Below are 16,419 nucleotides of genomic sequence, written 5' to 3'. Positions count from 1 at the left end.
CAACGTTAACATCAGCCTGGAATAACCAAAATAACAAAAGGCGAAGAGATAACCCTCTTCGCCAAACTGGCCGTCTCTAAAACTTCTTGAAACAGAACTCTCTTACTTAAGATTCACCAGATTCACCGAAAGCGAAGTGTTATTTGGTCGATTCTGCCCGGGCGTAGTCGTCTTGGAAGCGAACAATATCGTCTTCCCCTAAGTACTCGCCGTTCTGCACTTCAATCAAAATGAGGGGAATGACACCGGAATTTTCCAAGCGGTGCAGCGTACACGGGGGAACATAAGTCGATTGATTGCTGCACAATAGAATTTCTTCGCTACCGCAGGTGACTTTTGCAGTGCCAGAGACCACAATCCAGTGTTCACTGCGATGATGATGCATTTGCAAGCTAAGGCGATGCCCAGGCTTAACTTCAATGCGCTTAATTTTATAGCCCCGCGCTTCCTCTAAGACAGTAAAAGAACCCCAAGGTCTTAGTTCTGTCGCTGCGACCCCTTTGCCTGTGTTAGACGCAGGTGACGGTAATGTGCTGGGTTGTGCAAGCTCTTTAGTCTGAACCACTGAACCTCTCCTTGAACCAATACTCTTTAAAGATGAACCTGAAACCGTACAACCGATCGTCTTAACCGTTACCGATATCCTTAACCGTTAGTATTCCCCAACCGTTATTGTTTTCTGCTTGCTTCAGTTTGCTTTGGCTACTTTAAAATCTTCAAGCGAGCAGTAGGTGCGCTGACTCGAAAAGACGCCCACTGGAGGCAACTATAACAACCCTAATTGCCGAGCGCAGGTAATTGACTGTAAAAAGCAGCCATCTACACTAATTCTTTATCCAGTTGCTTTGGTGTGAACCGAAATTTTATGAAGTTGCGATCGCCGACAAATTTGCAACCGCACCCCAGCTAGCTTTGAACCCTGACGTCTAAGGCTGTAAAAAGATTCCGATGGCATTATTAATGCGAGCGGCGCTTTGGGGAGGGCGATTGATTAACGTTCCACCCAGATAGAGGCTAGCTGAACTTCCCCCGTCTAAGTTCAGCGCATCTACACACCCTAATTGCTCCATAATCACACTCAGTTCTGCTAGCGTTGGCCCTCGCCCCTGCGCCCCTACATGAACGGCAGCCAATAGAACTTGCCCGGTCGCAGTTCGGCCAATAGCACTGCGGGGAGCGGCTTGCCCACCAAAGGCAGCGCTAAAGCTTTCAGCCTGGGGGTTTAGCACATTGGTTCCTCGACTGAGTAGCAACGGCCCACCGCTAGCTACATAAGGTGTATCGCTAAAGGCAGCAGGAATCACTTCAGTTTCGAGGGTAAGCTGCGTACCGGGGGTTAACTGACTGGCGATCGCTAAGTGGGTGCGCACGGCTAACAAAAAACCAGATAGCGGAATCATTGTGGTGGAATCTGGGCTAGCTGCAACCTGGCCTACAACTGCACCTGATTCTACGCGTGCCAGGGTTTCGCTACCTGTAATGGGCGTATAAGCGGCTCCCCAATCGGCGCTATACAAGCCAACCCCGGCCTGCACATAGCCTGTGTTAATCCCCTGTACGGCAATAGACTCGCCAGCCGCAGTCACCAGGGTTTGGCGCAGAGCCAGCCGATCGATTAAAACTTCGCCTGCATCCGTCCAACCCACTGCACCGCGCCCCAAAATTGGCCCCGATATCCAGCGGCCATCGCTACGAATCGCCCCCAGCGGTAGGCGATTGTTGCGGTTAAAAAAGCCAGCGTTAATAGCGGCGGCGGCTTGCCAACGACGCGCCATCGTTGTTAAAGGTGTGGTGCCAACAACAGTAACTGAATCGCTCCAGATAGGCCGTAACTTGAGCTGAGGGTCTGTGGGGTCAACCGCAAGCCAGTAAACCGGAAAGGTTTGGCCGGAAACTGAAATGTATTGCTGATGCCAGCCTAGCCCAGCCGCCCATTGAATGTTTTGAGGCACCAAAGAGTCGGCACGAATATCGATGACCAAACGGTCAGGGTTTGAAAGTGACCAAACTCTGACTTGGCGATCGCTATTGATTGAGCCTTGCAAAACAGTTTGCTGGGTAGTAGAAGTGATCTGAATTTGGCTAGACGACGAACGACGATTGAACTCAGCCAGGGTTACCGCCGGGGTTGTGGCATCCACGGTGAGGTTAAATGTGCCTGGGCTTTGAGTTAGCTGAGTTGTGACAGGTTGTGACAGGTCTAAAACAATGCGATCGCTTCGTGGCTGCTGACCGCTGCGAATGCCCGAAACCGATCCAATAGGCGTTTTGATTTGTAAGATATTGCCCGACGGTTGTAGTTGCCAGCCATAAGTAGCCGCTAAGGAGGCAATATCCAGATAGCGAAACTGGCGATCGCCCCATGCCCCCAGCACAACGGGGGCAGACTCGGTAGAGAACCAATGGACAGGTTGCTGGCTGGGGTTTGGCGTATCTAGTAAATGAAAGCCCATCTGTTGCAACAGGCTAATATCGGATAGCCCAATTTGCTGATTGCGCATTTGCCAGGGCAGAGCCAGCAATCGGCCATTGAGCGAAACTTGTTCACCCGTAGCGCTAACTTCCCAGGTTGCCGTTTCCGGCTCCGCTGCGATCGCTTGAAAAAATGTCGTCATTGCGGTGGTTGGCCGACTGACTTGAGACGACATGGAATAAAAGCCTTCACCGCCCCCGGCTGATCGAGCGGGTGACGGTATCGCTACCAAAGTCAAAGCGATCAGCGGTGCGATCGCAGCCATACCAGTGGCAACAAACCCTTTCTGATTTAGCAATTCAACTCCTGGGCTGGGATCTCAAAAGATTCATAGGGCGGCTTGAGAAACGCTATACTCAGTTTACAGACCGACCGTTCTGATAAGTACAGAGACAACTGGGCGCTGGCAGGATCAGTTACCGTTTCTTCAAGTTTTATGAACGGTGAAAGGGGGCAAGTTCCTCAGCGACCTGGCGAGTTGCTTGAATAACGGGTCAAATTGCTCAGGTAAGCCCAGTCCTTCTGTAAAAGACTTGCTAGATTTGTTTGCTAAAAACAATACAAAAATTAGCAAATTTAGCTGTTAAAATTAGCAACTCTGGCTGATAGCGACTTTGCTTTCAAAACAATGAAATTTTCTAAGGAAGAACTGATTGCAGACGGGGAGAAAACGCAGAGCAGTTAAGTGATAAAACGAGCCTTCTTGCCTAAAAGCGGTTTGAATTTGTCAAAGCTAGGGAGCCGTCGCCAGAACTCTTTTGCGCTCAAAGATGATGGCTTTTGCCGCTTTTGAGCGATCAGGCGGCTGAGTCTTTGGTAGGTTTTGGTGCCGACAGATGACTTGACAAGCTCTAGCTTTTGATTACTTGTCATTAGCAAAACTGGTCGCAAGCCAGCTATCTCTGTGGCCTACAAATAGAGCTGGCTCACCGTAAAACCGAACATTTGAAGGGCGAAAAGCGTAACCGCAAACAGTTGTTTGCTAAGCTTGACAATCTTAAAATGTTAAACATTTATTATGATTACAGAGCCAACGCAAATTAGGTTGGCTCACCCCAACCCAAGTCTTAGAGCTGAGTGACTCACCAAAGTTTCTCAAGCCGATTTTCCGTCACTGATGGAATGCCCAACAGCCGTTCACTTGTAGACCATTCGAGATGTATCGCCTCATGGATAACATGCATGCAAACGACAATCAATTAGCCGATCAAAGAGCGCTGGTAAGGTCTTGGGGGCCTCGGTGGCTAGTTGAAGAGCGAGACGCCTGCGGGGTTGGCTTTGTCGCTGATCAATATGGTCGAGCGAGTCATGGCTTGATCAAGCAAGCGCTCACGGCTTTAGACTGCATGGAGCATCGGGGCGGCTGTTGTGCAGATCAAGACTCTGGAGACGGAGCCGGGGTGATGACAGCGATTCCCTGGCAGTTGCTGCAAACCTGGGCTGAATCTCAGGGTTGTTCTGAGCAGTTTCAGCCTGAGCAGATTGGCGTAGGCATGGTATTTTTGCCCCAAAGCGATGAGGCGGTGAGCCTAGTTCACGACACTTTTGCCCAGGTGGCAGATGAGTTAAAAATGCGGGTACTGGGATGGCGAACCGTTCCCGTACAGCCTGAGGTCTTGGGTCTTGAAGCCCGTAAGCATCAACCCCATATAGAGCAAGTTTTACTTTTTGCTGAGCAAGTAACGGGGGCCGAGTTAGAGCGTCAGCTTTACCTACTGCGGCGGCGGGTAAGCAAGCGGCTCACGCAAGAATCTACAGCGCGATCGCCAGAAGTAGCGCAAGCCCTGCAAGACGTTTACGTTTGTTCTCTATCAAACCGCACCATTGTTTATAAAGGCATGGTTCGCTCTGCAGTTTTGGGTTTGTTTTACCAAGATTTGCAGAACGATGATTACATCAGTCCGTTTGCGGTCTATCACCGTCGCTTTAGCACCAACACCATGCCGAAGTGGCCGTTAGCCCACCCCATGCGCCTGATTGGCCACAACGGCGAGATCAACACGCTCATCGGCAACCTCAACTGGATGAAAGCGCGGGAGGCAGACTTGTCGCACCCAGTTTGGGGCGATCGCTTACAAGACCTGAAACCCACGGTCAATGCTGATAACAGCGACTCAGCCAATTTAGACAACGTGATGGAGTTGCTGGTGCATTCAGGCCGTAGCCCGCTGCAAGCGCTGATGATGATGGTGCCAGAGGCTTACATGAATCAGCCAGACCTGGTTAACCATCCTGAGATTGTTGATTTTTACGAATATTACAGCGGCATTCAAGAACCCTGGGATGGCCCTGCTTTGGTTGTCTTTAGTGACGGCAAACAAATTGGAGCCGCCCTCGATCGCAATGGTTTACGCCCAGCCCGCTACCTAGTGACCAAGAGCGGCTACATTATTGTTTCTTCGGAAGCGGGTGTCGTCGATATTCCTACCGAGGAAATTTTAGAGAAGGGGCGGTTAGGCCCAGGGCAAATGATTGCCGTTGACCTGGAAAGTCATGAAATTCTGCACAACTGGGCTATTAAGCAACGGGTCGCTCAGCAGCAACCCTACGGTGAATGGATTAAAAAACATCGCCAAGACATTCAACCCCAGCTTTTTAGCGAGCAGAATCTGCTAGACGACTCGCAAATCTTAGCCCAGCAAACTGCTTTTGGCTACACTGCCGAAGACCTGGAAATGATCATTCAGGACATGGCCGCTCAGGGCAAAGAGCCGACCTTTTGTATGGGGGATGACATTCCGCTTTCAGTTCTCTCTGAGCGACCTCATTTACTCTACGACTACTTCAAGCAACGCTTCGCCCAGGTTACCAATCCTCCGATTGACCCACTGCGAGAACGCTTAGTGATGTCTTTGGTAACGCAGCTAGGAGAGCGCCGTAACCTGCTAGAAGCAACCCCTGAACATACACGGCTACTCAAGCTGGAGTCGCCCGTCATCAATGAAAATGAGTTGGAGCAAATTCGGCACGCTGGCTTTGACAACGCTACGCTTTCAACTATTTACAATTTGGCAAAAGGGCCAGACGGTTTAACCGAGGCGATCGCTGCCCTCTGTCAACAGGCAGAAGCAGCCGTCACCGCAGGCAAAGAAATTTTAGTTCTGAGCGATCGCGTTGGCGCTACCGGGGAAGCGGTTCAGATCACGGCTGAGCAAACGTATATGCCGCCACTGCTAGCGGTCGGTGCGGTACATCATCACCTGATCCGTCAAGGATTGCGGATGAAAACCTCCCTCGTGGTCGATACGGCTCAGTGTTGGAGTACGCATCACTTTGCGTGTCTTCTGGGTTATGGTGCCAGTGCAGTTTGTCCTTACCTGGCGCTAGAAAGCGTACGGCACTGGTGGGCCGATAGCCGCACGCAAAAGCTGATGGAAACGGAGAAATTGCCAGTCACCACCCTCAACGGCGCACAAGCTAACTACCGTAAGTCGGTGGAAGCGGGATTGCTCAAAATTCTTTCTAAAATGGGCATTTCGCTGCTGGCCAGCTACCAAGGGGCACAGATTTTTGAAGCCATTGGTCTGGGCGCTGACTTGATTGAGCTGGCCTTTCGCGGTACCACTTCTCGCTTAGGTGGCTTGAGCGTGGCTGATTTGGCTCAAGAAACCATTGCTTTCCACCAGCGCGCCTTCCCGGAACTAACCAGCAAGCGGCTGGAAAACATGGGCTTTATTCAAGCTCGACCCAAGGGCGAGTACCACATGAATAACCCAGCAATGACCAAGCTGTTGCACAAAGCGCTCGAAACCCAGCAGCCAGATCACTACGCCATTTATAAAGCGCAACTGGCTAATCGTCCTCCGACAGCCCTGCGCGATTTGCTTGATTTTCAAAGCGATCGCGAGTCGATTCCGCTGGCAGAAGTTGAAAGTGCCGAGCGAATTATGGAGCGCTTCTGTACCGGGGGGATGTCGTTAGGTGCCTTGTCGCGAGAAGCCCATGAGGTTTTGGCGATCGCCATGAACCGGATCAACGGCAAATCCAACTCTGGCGAAGGCGGAGAAGATCCGGTGCGATTCAAGGTTTTAGCAGACGTAGATGCTAGCGGCAACTCGTCAACTTTTCCTCACCTCAAAGGGCTACGCAACGGCGATACGGCTAGCTCAGCTATTAAGCAAGTCGCCTCTGGTCGCTTTGGCGTCACCCCTGAGTACCTGATGCATGCTCAGCAAATTGAGATCAAAATGGCACAGGGGGCAAAGCCAGGAGAGGGAGGGCAGCTACCGGGTAAAAAGGTCAGCGCCTATATTGCTATGCTGCGCCGTTCTAAGGCAGGGGTGCCGCTGATTTCGCCGCCGCCTCACCACGACATCTATTCAATTGAAGATTTGGCACAGCTCATTTTCGATCTGCACCAGATCAATCCGAAAGCCGGGGTTTCAGTCAAACTGGTGGCCGAGATTGGCATTGGTACCGTTGCGGCTGGCGTGGCTAAAGCCAATGCGGACGTGATTCAAATTTCGGGTCACGATGGCGGCACAGGAGCCTCACCCCTTAGTTCTATTAAGCACGCAGGTGCCCCTTGGGAGCTAGGACTTACAGAAGTTCATCGGGTGCTGCTGCTGAATCAGCTCCGCGATCGCGTTACTTTGCGCGTAGACGGTGGGCTGAAGACGGGTTGGGATGTGGTGATGGGGGCGTTGATGGGAGCCGAAGAATTTGGCTTTGGTTCAATTGCCATGATTGCAGAAGGCTGCATTATGGCGCGCGTTTGCCACACCAACAACTGCCCGGTAGGTGTCGCTTCTCAAAAAGAAGAATTGCGCAAGCGTTTTACCGGAATTCCAGAGCATGTGGTCAACTTCTTCTACTTTGTGGCTCAAGAAGTGCGATCGCTGCTAGCTAAACTTGGCTACCGTCAGCTTGAAGACATTGTCGGTCGTGCTGATTTACTGCTACCCCGCCAAGATGTCAAACTCACCAAGACCAAGGCGCTAGATCTCACCTGTTTAACTAGCCTGCCCGATACGCGCAGCGATCGCAGTTGGCTACAGCATGGCGACATTCACGGTAACGGTTCTGTTCTAGATGATGAGCTTTTGGCCGATGAAGCTATTCAGCAGGCGATTCAAAGTCAGGGTAGCGCCAGCAAAACCGTCGCCGTAATTAACACCGATCGCACCATAGGCGCTCGAATCGCCGGCGTTATTGCCGAAAAGTACGGCAACTCTGGCTTTGAAGGTCAGCTCAATCTGAACTTTGAAGGCAGTGCAGGGCAAAGCTTTGGAGCCTTCAACCTACCAGGGATGATTTTAACCCTGCAAGGCGAAGCCAACGACTATGTGGGCAAAGGCATGCACGGGGGAGAAATTATCATCAAACCGATGCCTGACATCGCCTACGATCCCTCGCAAAATGTCATTGTTGGCAATACGTGTTTGTATGGTTCAACCGGGGGCACGCTGTTTGCGCTTGGGCAAGCAGGCGAACGCTTTGCAGTGCGCAACTCCAAAGGTCAAGCCGTCATTGAAGGGGCAGGCGATCACTGCTGTGAGTATATGACCGGGGGAACCGTTGTGGTGCTAGGCCGAGTTGGTCGCAACGTTGGGGCGGGTATGACAGGTGGACTAGCCTATTTTCTAGACGAAGAAGGCGGCTTCCCCACTAAGGTAAACCCGGAAATTGTCAAAGTGCAGCGAGTTCTGACGGCTGCGGGTGAACAACAGCTCAAGTCTTTGATTCAAGCCCATGCTGAGCGTACAGGTAGCCCCAAAGCATCGCAGATTCTAGCCCATTGGTCAGACTATCTGCCCCAGTTCTGGCAAATTGTGCCCCCTTCGGAAGCCGACACGCCAGAAGCTAATCCTGAACTTTCTGAAGAAGATAAAGTTCTCAGTTCGGTTTAGCAATCCTGCTCAATAGCTGAATAAACCAAACGGCGCAGCGAGTAGACTGCGCCGTTTGATTAAGAGTAGTTACGATTAACCAGTCAGCTTTAAAGGGCTAGCAAATCATCTAAAGCATCTAGAGCTTCACAATTGGCTTCTGCATTGGCCGACGATAAAGAAGGCATAGAGGTCGGCGCTAAGGGTGAAAACCCTTCAGGCGATCGCAGCCTGCCGTGCAAATATTCATCTGAATATTTACGAAAGACGGCTTCAACCGCAGCCCTGGCATTTTTTAAGCCCCAGGCATCGGCAATTTGCTGAGCCTTATCGAGTACATCTGGACTAAGTCTTACTTTGTTGTCATGCATAGCTGCGTATCCGTCGAAAGTGAAAACAAGCCGCGAACATTGGCAAACTGGGGTTCTGCCATCACCGCAAAAAGCTTACGGCCTTCCAATCGATGAGCAATCAAGTGAGAACCACCACCTGTCACCAAAAACCGTGTCACCCGAGGCATGTAGGGGGTGTACTGCGCTTTGACCGTTTGAAAAATACCCTTAAACCAGGGATCTAGATATTCGTCTAGCCATTCCGCCCACGTTAGCCCCGTGTCGGCATAAACGTGATGACCCCGAAAGCCGTCCATTACCACGCTCGGATCTGCCGTGGTGCCCAGGTCATTAGTCAAGCGGCGATCGAAACTAATCGCTGTAGCCAGCTCGTAGGTTCCTCCCCGGTTCATTACGTTCTCGTCGATGACTTCCCCTTCGGCATCCACCAGACGGGTTAGCCAGGTGCCACCACCAATATCGATCACGATGGTATAACCACTATCAGGAATCAACCCCTGATGTTTGGCGGCGTAATAAGCCCCCATCCCTTCTCTTTCAACCACAACGGACTCAACCTCGATACGAAAATCGAGTCCATTGCGATTAAACTCGTGCCGACCTAGAAGTTGCTCTGTTAGAGCCGTAGCATGCTTAGCAGGTTCAGGGGTAGAAAGATAGAGCGTTAGCGGAAACTCTGACAACGAACCGTTAATCGGCTCAAGACAGGCATAGAGGTGCAGCCGAGCCAACTCAACTTTGTTTTCAATGACCGTTTGTTGCTGCCGCCGATATTTGTAAGCTTGGGCACCAAAATGATGGCGAGTACCGTCGGCTAGCTCAATTAAGGGTGAAGCTTCTGAGTAGCGAACAGCATCCCGACCCTGAGGTAACTGATAGCGTACCGAACGAATCGCTTTAGGATGGCTGACACCATCAAAAAATTTGAGGTCATAGTTACCAGCGTCTAGCGCGAGTGTACGCATGACAGTTAAGTTGGTTGGTTGAGCCGGGACTTCCGGCGTTTTGGCCGCTGTCCGACGTTTAGCTGTCACTTTAGACTGAGTAGCTGTGGTCATGGGTCTCCCCCTTGGGTGGTTTGGGTAAGTTTGTCCCCAGTAATACTTTTGTACTATATCACTTCTTTTGCCAATGCCAAGGCGAAAACAGAGGCGATTGCATAACTTTCTTAAACCGATGAGCCAATGGCGGATAAGCCGTTGCCCTTGCAATAACCATTTCATGTCCATACCTCGTTAAAAGTCAGGAGATTCAGACTCAACCTGTTCAAAGTAGGGCGGAATTTATGCGCCAAAGCAAGCAGAGCGAGGTGGATATTGCTCCCAGTCGCAGCGGCAGAGATTAAGAAAATCTTGAGACTCGTCCCGTTCATCTCTACAATTAGACCAGTTTGTTTGCTTGCTCTTATTCACTTGCCTCGGAGGAACTATGAGTCGTCCCATTATTCTGGGTATCGTAGGAGATAGTGCTGCCGGTAAAACTACGCTAACGCGAGGCATTGCCCAGATTTTGGGAGAAGATCAGGTAACCGCTATTTGCACAGATGATTATCATCGCTACGATCGCCAGCAGCGGAAGGAAATGGGGATTTCAGCGCTTCATCCCGACTGCAACTACATTGATATCATTCAGCAACATTTGAAGCTGCTGCGAGAAGGTGAATCTATTCTCAAGCCTATTTATAATCACAGCACGGGTAAGTTTGATCCGCCAGAATATATCAAGCCTAAAAAATTTGTGATTGTAGAAGGGCTTTTGGGCTACTCTACAGCGATCGCCCGTGAATACTATGACGTTAAGGTCTATCTGGCTCCCCCCGAAACGTTACGCTACAACTGGAAAATCAAGCGCGATACGCGCAAGCGCGGCTACACCGAAGACCAAGTCAGAGTTCAGCTAGAGCAGCGAGAACCAGACTCAGAAGCGTTTATTCGTCCCCAGCGCAAATGGTCAGATGTGATTGTGAGCTTTTATCCCCCTGATGACGATCAAGGTCAAGACGATTTGCTCTTAAATGTGCGGCTGGTTTTACGGCCAACCATTCCCCATCCTGACTTTACCCATATCCTCAACGACCAGGGAAACCACCTGGGAGATGCTGTGCGACTAGGCTTAGATCGCGACATGGGCAAACCCGTTGATGTTTTAGAAATTGACGGTCATGCTACAGCCGAACAAGTTCAAGAATTAGAGCGGGTTTTGTGCAACGAAATTCCTTATCTAGGGCAGTTTTGTAGCTTAGAGGGCAACCAAAATATTGGCAAAGTTGTGGGTACCACAGGCGAAACGTTGCAAAGCTACCCCTTAGCCCTGACTCAGCTTATGATCACTTATCACATGCTCAAAGCTGACAAAGTTCAGCGACAGCTAGCCAGTCCTTAACTTGTTGTTTTGGCAGGCTGACGGCAGCAGAGCGAATTTTCGCTGCAGCTAAAGACGGCAAAGTCCACAAAGTCTTAGCTACTTTTTAGTGGGTAAGAAACGGTCTGCGAAAGGGGAATTTGAATCGAAAAGCGGGTTCCCTTGCCCAGGGTAGAGGCACAGGTTAGGCTGCCACCATGTTTTTCGGTAATAATTTGGTAGCTAATAGATAAGCCCATCCCCGTTCCTTTGCCTACTGATTTGGTTGTAAAAAAGGGATTAAAAATGCGCTGCTGTACGGTTTCCGAAATGCCAGCGCCATTGTCAATCACATCAATTACGACGTATTGATCGCGGGTTAGCTCAGTGCAAATTTCTATCGTAGGGCGATAGGAAACGGCTTGAGCAGCAGCAGATTGGCTCTGCTGCCAAGCCTCTTCTAAAGCATCGATCGCATTGCTGAGTAAATTCATAAAGACTTGGTTGAGCTGCCCTGGATAGCATTCAACCGTCGGCAGCGCATCGTAGCGTTTAATCACCTCAATAGCGCAGCGATGAGCCTGTTCTCGCAGGCGATTTTGCAAAATCATCAAGGTGCTGTCAATACCTTCGTGAATATCCACGGTTTTGACTTCAGCTTCGTCCATGCGGGAAAAAATTCGCAAAGACTGAACAATTTGCTGAATCCGCTTAGCCCCTATTTCCATGGAACTGAGCAGCTTGGGGAGATCCTGCACTAAAAAGTCAAGCTCAATGGTTGCGATTTCTTGCTGAATAGCCGCTGCTGGGTTGGGGTAGTGAGTTTGATAAAGCTGAACCAATCGCAGCAAATCGTGAGCATACCCTTTGGCATGAACCAAATTACCAAAGATAAAGCTCACCGGGTTGTTGATTTCGTGGGCTAGCCCAGCCACCAGTTCTCCTAAGCTAGACATCTTCTCGCTTTGAATGAGCTGCATTTGTGTGCGCTGCAATTCTAAAACTGTCTGCTCTAACTCTTGAGTTTGCTGTCTAAATCGCGCTTCCGACTGCACTAAAGAACGCTCGGCTTGCTTTCGCTTAATGCCTAGCGCCAGTTCAGTGACGATGAAAGAGAGAATTTCTAAGACTGAGTTGCTTAGCGGATGCTGAGCAAAAACGGCGACAACACCTAACAGCTCATCTTCTACAATCAGCGGGTAGCCTGCAAAGGCAACCATCCCGGTGCGTTTAGCCCAGGCTTTATCACTTACATGCGGATCGCTTAAAACATCGTTGGTTAGGTGCGGTCGGCGTTCAGCCGCAATCAAACCAATTTTGAATTGCCCCACGGGAATGCGACTGTGACCGCCATCGAGGTGGGTATACCAGCCAGCACTGGCTTGCAGTTCCAAAACGTTATCTTCAGGATTGAGCGTCCACAGGCGGGCAAAGGCAGCCGCCAAGCGCTGAACGATCACTTCACAACAGCGCTGCAACATGGTTTTGAGCTGTTCTTCCCGAGCCAGAATTGAGTCAATTTCGGCTCTGAATTCGGATAATTGAGCCTGCTCTTGCAAGGCTTGTTCTGTGCGCTTACGCTCTGTGATGCTGAGTCCGGCTCCGCGAAAACCAATAAACTGACCCGATTGATTGAGCAGAGGTAAGCCGCTAACGCGCTCCCAGACAATTTCGCCGTTAGGGGCTAGGTTGCGATGTTCTAGGGTAAAGCTGCTTTTTTGCTCAGAGGCTTGGGCTAACAGGGTTTTGACGGTTGCCACATCTTCTAGCGGCATAAAATCAAACAGAGAATGACCCAGAAGTTCGCTGGCAGCATAGCCTTTCACGGCTTTGGCTTTGTCGGTTACAAAGGTGTAGATGCCGTCAGCGCTGATCTCCCACAGGTACTCACCTGCGGCTTCGCTAACGTCGCGAAAGCGCTGTTCGCTTTGGCGTAGGGCTTCTTCAATTTTTTGTCGATCGGTAATGTTGAGGGTGGTGCCGACGATGCGGTATACCTGGTTGGCTTCGTCTTTGAGCGGGTTGAGGGTGGTGAACCACCAGGTTTTTTCGCCGTGGAGGGTGAGGCACTCTTCGTAGCTGACGGCTTGTCCTAGCACCAGACAGCGTTGATAGTGCGGTTGTATTTGAGGGCGCGGCGATCGCTGTTTGAGCTGATCACGGCTGATTTGCAGCGCTCGTTCAGCGGCTGGGTTGATGTCAACAAATCGCAGCTTACCGTTTTCGAGCACATCGACGACGAAAATTGGGTTTTCGGAACCTTCGTAGACGCTACGCAAAAACTGTTCGCGATCGCGCAGGGCAGTTTCTATTGCTTTGCGGGCAGTAATGTCTTCGTAGGTGCCTAAAATGCCAATTGTGTTGCCGTTGGCGTCGTGGAGCGGCACTTTGTTGGTAATGAGCCAGGCTTGTTTGCCATCGGCTTGCCTTTGCGGCTCAATAATTTGTAGTTCGGGTTGGTTGGTCTTAATTACCCGGCGATCGCAGATGCGAAAGGCGTCTGCTTCTTCCTGAGTCCAGGGTAGGTCGTAGTCAGTTTTGCCCACCACCGAGTTCGGATCCATCAATCCGGCATCTTGAGCAAAGCTGCGGTTACACCCCAAGTACACAGAATCGCAGTCTTTCCAAAAGATCGACTGCGGTAAGGTATTCATCACCGTTCGTAGCAGTTGCTCAGAATTTTGGAGTTTAATTTCGGCCTGCTTGCGATCGCTGATGTTGTTCATCGTCCCCAACATGCGATGAACTTCATTGGCCTCATCGGTGAGAAAAATGCCGCTGTCTTCGATGTAGATGTAGGTGCCGTCTTTTTGGCAAAAGCGATACTCTACCTGGTATTTGGCTTTATTTTGCATTGCCTGATCGAGCAAAGCCAAAGCCTGCTGGCGATCGTCGGGGTGAATTCGGGCTTCCCAAGTGGCAATATCTACCGCCTGAAATTCTTGCGGGGGGCAACCTGTAATTTTTTGAATTGCCCCAGCCCAGGTAATGCCGCCCGTTGTCAGGTCGTAGTCGTAAATGAGCTGCCCGGTGCGCTCGGCTAAAAGCTGAAAGCAGTCTTCGTTTTGCTTGCGCTGGCGAACTTCGCAAAGCAGCATTTCGTTGGCGGCGGTTAGTTCTGCCGTGCGCTGAGAAACTTTGTTTTCTAGCTGTAGGTTGAACTGGAGCAAACCCATTTCGGCTTGCTTGCGCCCTGTAATGATTTCCGTCAGCATCACCACGCCGCCAATCTGCCCAGCCGCGTTGTACCAGGGGCGAACTTCCCACTTTATCCAGTCGGTTTTGCCATTTTCACGGAAAAAAGGGTCTTCTTCGCAAGACTCTACGGCTCCGGCAAGACAGCGTTGGTGAACTGCTTTCCAGCGATCGGGGATGGTAGGAAAAACGTCGTAATGAGACTGGCCTGTCAGGTCGCGATCGCTTAAACCATAGTCTTCTAACCAGCGCTGACTGGTGATGAGATAGCGCATGTCGGTGTCTAACATGGCGATCGCTACAGGGGCTTGTTTCACCAACAGTTGCAACTGCTCTAGCGATGGCTGCCCCTGGTTTAGCGTTGGCAAAGCGGGCGGCTCGATTGGTTTGATCAGCCCCAAAATCAGCGGGGTAGATGCTTGAGGCAACAATGACAGTTGCACCGTCACGGGTTGCTGCCCCTGAGCCAGTTGCATGGGCAAAGAAACGACTGAAGCCGTCTGCGTTGCTTGCAGGTGCGAAATAGCCGTTTGCAACGTGTGGCTAGCGTCATCTGGCCAGATAGACTGAGGCTGTTTGAGCAAATCGGCGGCGGCATAACCCGCTAGCTTGCAGAAGGCATCGTTGACGAAAAGCCATTGGTGCTGAGTCGTTTGCACAAACGCAGGGTCTGAAATCTGGCTAACGACACTGGTAACCAGGGCTAAGCAGTCCATAGCAACAAAATAGGGAACAAAAACAAAACTGGGCGCTACCTTGTTTCTAAGGTGCCCAAAAAAAAGGCGGCGGCACTGGCAGCGCTATACTGTGGGCAATCTGTCTTAATCTCACCCCTTATGACTGGATTTGAGCCGCTGATTGGTGCTGCTACGGCTGGGCTAACTGGCTTGATTGGCCAGGTGATGAGAGAGAAAGGCGGCGAATTACTTGAGAAAGCCGATTTTGATCTACTGAAAAAGCACAACTTTAACCGGGCGGTGCAAAAGTATGTGCAGCGCTACGCTGATCGCCACGGCATTTTGAAGGTGGCCTGTGTGGGCATGGATAAGCCGGTAAAGCTGGATGAGATTTATACGGCTGTACAACTGCTACCGCGATCGGCACTGCGCTATTACGAATCTACGGCGTCGTTACAAGACTTGTTTCGCGAGAGCGGCAGGCGCGGTTTTGACTTCCACAAAGCGAAGAAAAAGCAGGGGATTGAAGTTGCTAACGAGCAGCCCTATTTGATGGTGCTGGGTGGGCCGGGGGTGGGCAAGTCAACTTTTTTGAGGAAGATGGGGCTAGAAGCGCTGCGACGCCATGCCATTGTGAACTTTGCGTCGCAAGCGCCGGATAGCTTACTGGAACCTCAAGAACGCTATTACGGGCATGAATGCATTCCAGTCATGCTAGAGCTGCGGCAGTTCGACTCTAAAGCACTAAAGATTAAAGACTTTATTGCAAATGAGTTTGAGCTGTGCGGCTTCCCGCAGGCACAGGAATTTACGAAGCTGTTTTTGAAAAGCGGCAAGCTGCTGGTTTTGTTAGATGGCTTAGACGAAATGCCAACGGAGGCTTTTAATCAGGCCATTACCGAAATTGAAAATCTTGTAGATTGCTACAGTAAAAACCGCTTTATCGCTTCGTGCCGGGTGGCGGCGTATACCTTTGGTGGCTTTAGGCGGTTTAACGATGTGGCCATGGCGGCGTTTGAAGATGCCCAGATTGAACGGTTTATTTACAACTGGTTTCAAAAACTGCGTGACCTAGAAACACACACAGCAGAGCGCTGCTGGCAGTTGCTTAGCAGCGCCGATTACAAAGCAGCCAAGGAACTTGCCCAAACGCCGCTGCTGCTGACTTTGCTGTGTGTAATTTACGATGAGCTTCAGGATTTACCTAAAAAGCGACATCAAGTTTATGGCGGAGCCTTAGACGTGCTGTTGCGGAAATGGGCAGCAGAAAAGCGATTACACAATGAACCGATTTATCAACAGTTTGGGGCTGACTTAGAACTAGAGCTGTTAGCAGAAATTGCCTACACCAGCTTTGTGGACGATCAGCTTTTCTTCCCTAAGCAAGATATTTTAGATCAAATCCGAAATTTTCAAGCCGATAATGCCAATGCGCCTAATTTAGAGACGGGAAAAATTCTGCGAGAAATTGAAGTACAGCAAGGAATTTTAGTCGAGCGGGCGAGAGAGGTTTATTCGTTTTCGCATTTGACGTTTCAAGAATATCTGACGGC

Annotated in this window: 8 protein-coding genes; 3 read left to right on the top strand and 5 right to left on the bottom strand. The window is 50.6% G+C overall.

Translation table 11 applies throughout. From position 1 onward, the window contains the following. Positions 1-139 precede the first annotated feature (139 nt). Complete coding sequence (locus tag ACTS3T_RS00795; RefSeq protein ID WP_377965403.1) at positions 140-565, bottom strand: cupin domain-containing protein; 426 nt, start codon at positions 563-565, stop codon at positions 140-142. A gap of 361 nt (positions 566-926) precedes the next feature. Further along, positions 927-2,771: a phosphodiester glycosidase family protein gene (locus ACTS3T_RS00790; RefSeq protein ID WP_377965405.1), complete on the bottom strand. Its 1,845-nt coding sequence runs from the start codon at positions 2,769-2,771 to the stop codon at positions 927-929. An 880-nt stretch (positions 2,772-3,651) separates the two neighbouring features. Between ACTS3T_RS00790 and gltB the strand changes: the two genes are divergently transcribed. After that, complete coding sequence (gltB, locus tag ACTS3T_RS00785; RefSeq protein WP_462934627.1) at positions 3,652-8,322, top strand: glutamate synthase large subunit; 4,671 nt, start codon at positions 3,652-3,654, stop codon at positions 8,320-8,322. Between the two features lie 89 nt (positions 8,323-8,411). Here the strand turns inward: gltB and ACTS3T_RS00780 are convergent, their stop codons facing one another. Next, the gene (locus tag ACTS3T_RS00780) at positions 8,412-8,672 is read right to left on the bottom strand and encodes a hypothetical protein (protein WP_377963512.1); all 261 of its coding nucleotides are present in this window, start codon (positions 8,670-8,672) and stop codon (positions 8,412-8,414) included. Continuing rightward, entirely contained in the window at positions 8,654-9,712 is a 1,059-nt protein-coding gene (locus ACTS3T_RS00775; RefSeq protein ID WP_377963514.1) for a ParM/StbA family protein, read from the bottom strand. The genes ACTS3T_RS00780 and ACTS3T_RS00775 overlap by 19 nt, the downstream gene beginning before the upstream one ends. Before the next feature lie 370 nt (positions 9,713-10,082). Here ACTS3T_RS00775 and ACTS3T_RS00770 point away from each other — a divergent pair, with 370 nt between their 5' ends. After that, positions 10,083-11,036 carry a phosphoribulokinase gene (locus tag ACTS3T_RS00770; RefSeq protein ID WP_377963516.1) on the top strand — a complete coding sequence of 318 codons (954 nt, stop codon included), beginning with the start codon at positions 10,083-10,085 and terminating at the stop codon, positions 11,034-11,036. 74 nt (positions 11,037-11,110) lie between these two features. Here ACTS3T_RS00770 and ACTS3T_RS00765 read toward each other — a convergent pair whose 3' ends face one another. Beyond that, a complete protein-coding gene (locus tag ACTS3T_RS00765) occupies positions 11,111-14,905 on the bottom strand; it encodes a PAS domain-containing sensor histidine kinase (protein ID WP_377963518.1) in 3,795 nt (1,264 codons plus the stop codon). Positions 14,906-15,025: 120 nt separating this feature from the next. Between ACTS3T_RS00765 and ACTS3T_RS00760 the strand changes: the two genes are divergently transcribed. Continuing rightward, a partial coding sequence (locus ACTS3T_RS00760; RefSeq protein ID WP_462934621.1) for an NACHT domain-containing protein occupies positions 15,026-16,419 on the top strand: 1,394 nt, incomplete at its 3' end.

Source organism: Almyronema sp., assembly GCF_052168255.1.
Lineage (GTDB): Bacteria > Cyanobacteriota > Cyanobacteriia > Phormidesmidales > Phormidesmidaceae > Sphaerothrix > Sphaerothrix epifaneia.
The sequence above is the reverse complement of the archived record's forward strand: the minus strand, read 5'-3'. Positions and strand labels throughout refer to the sequence as shown.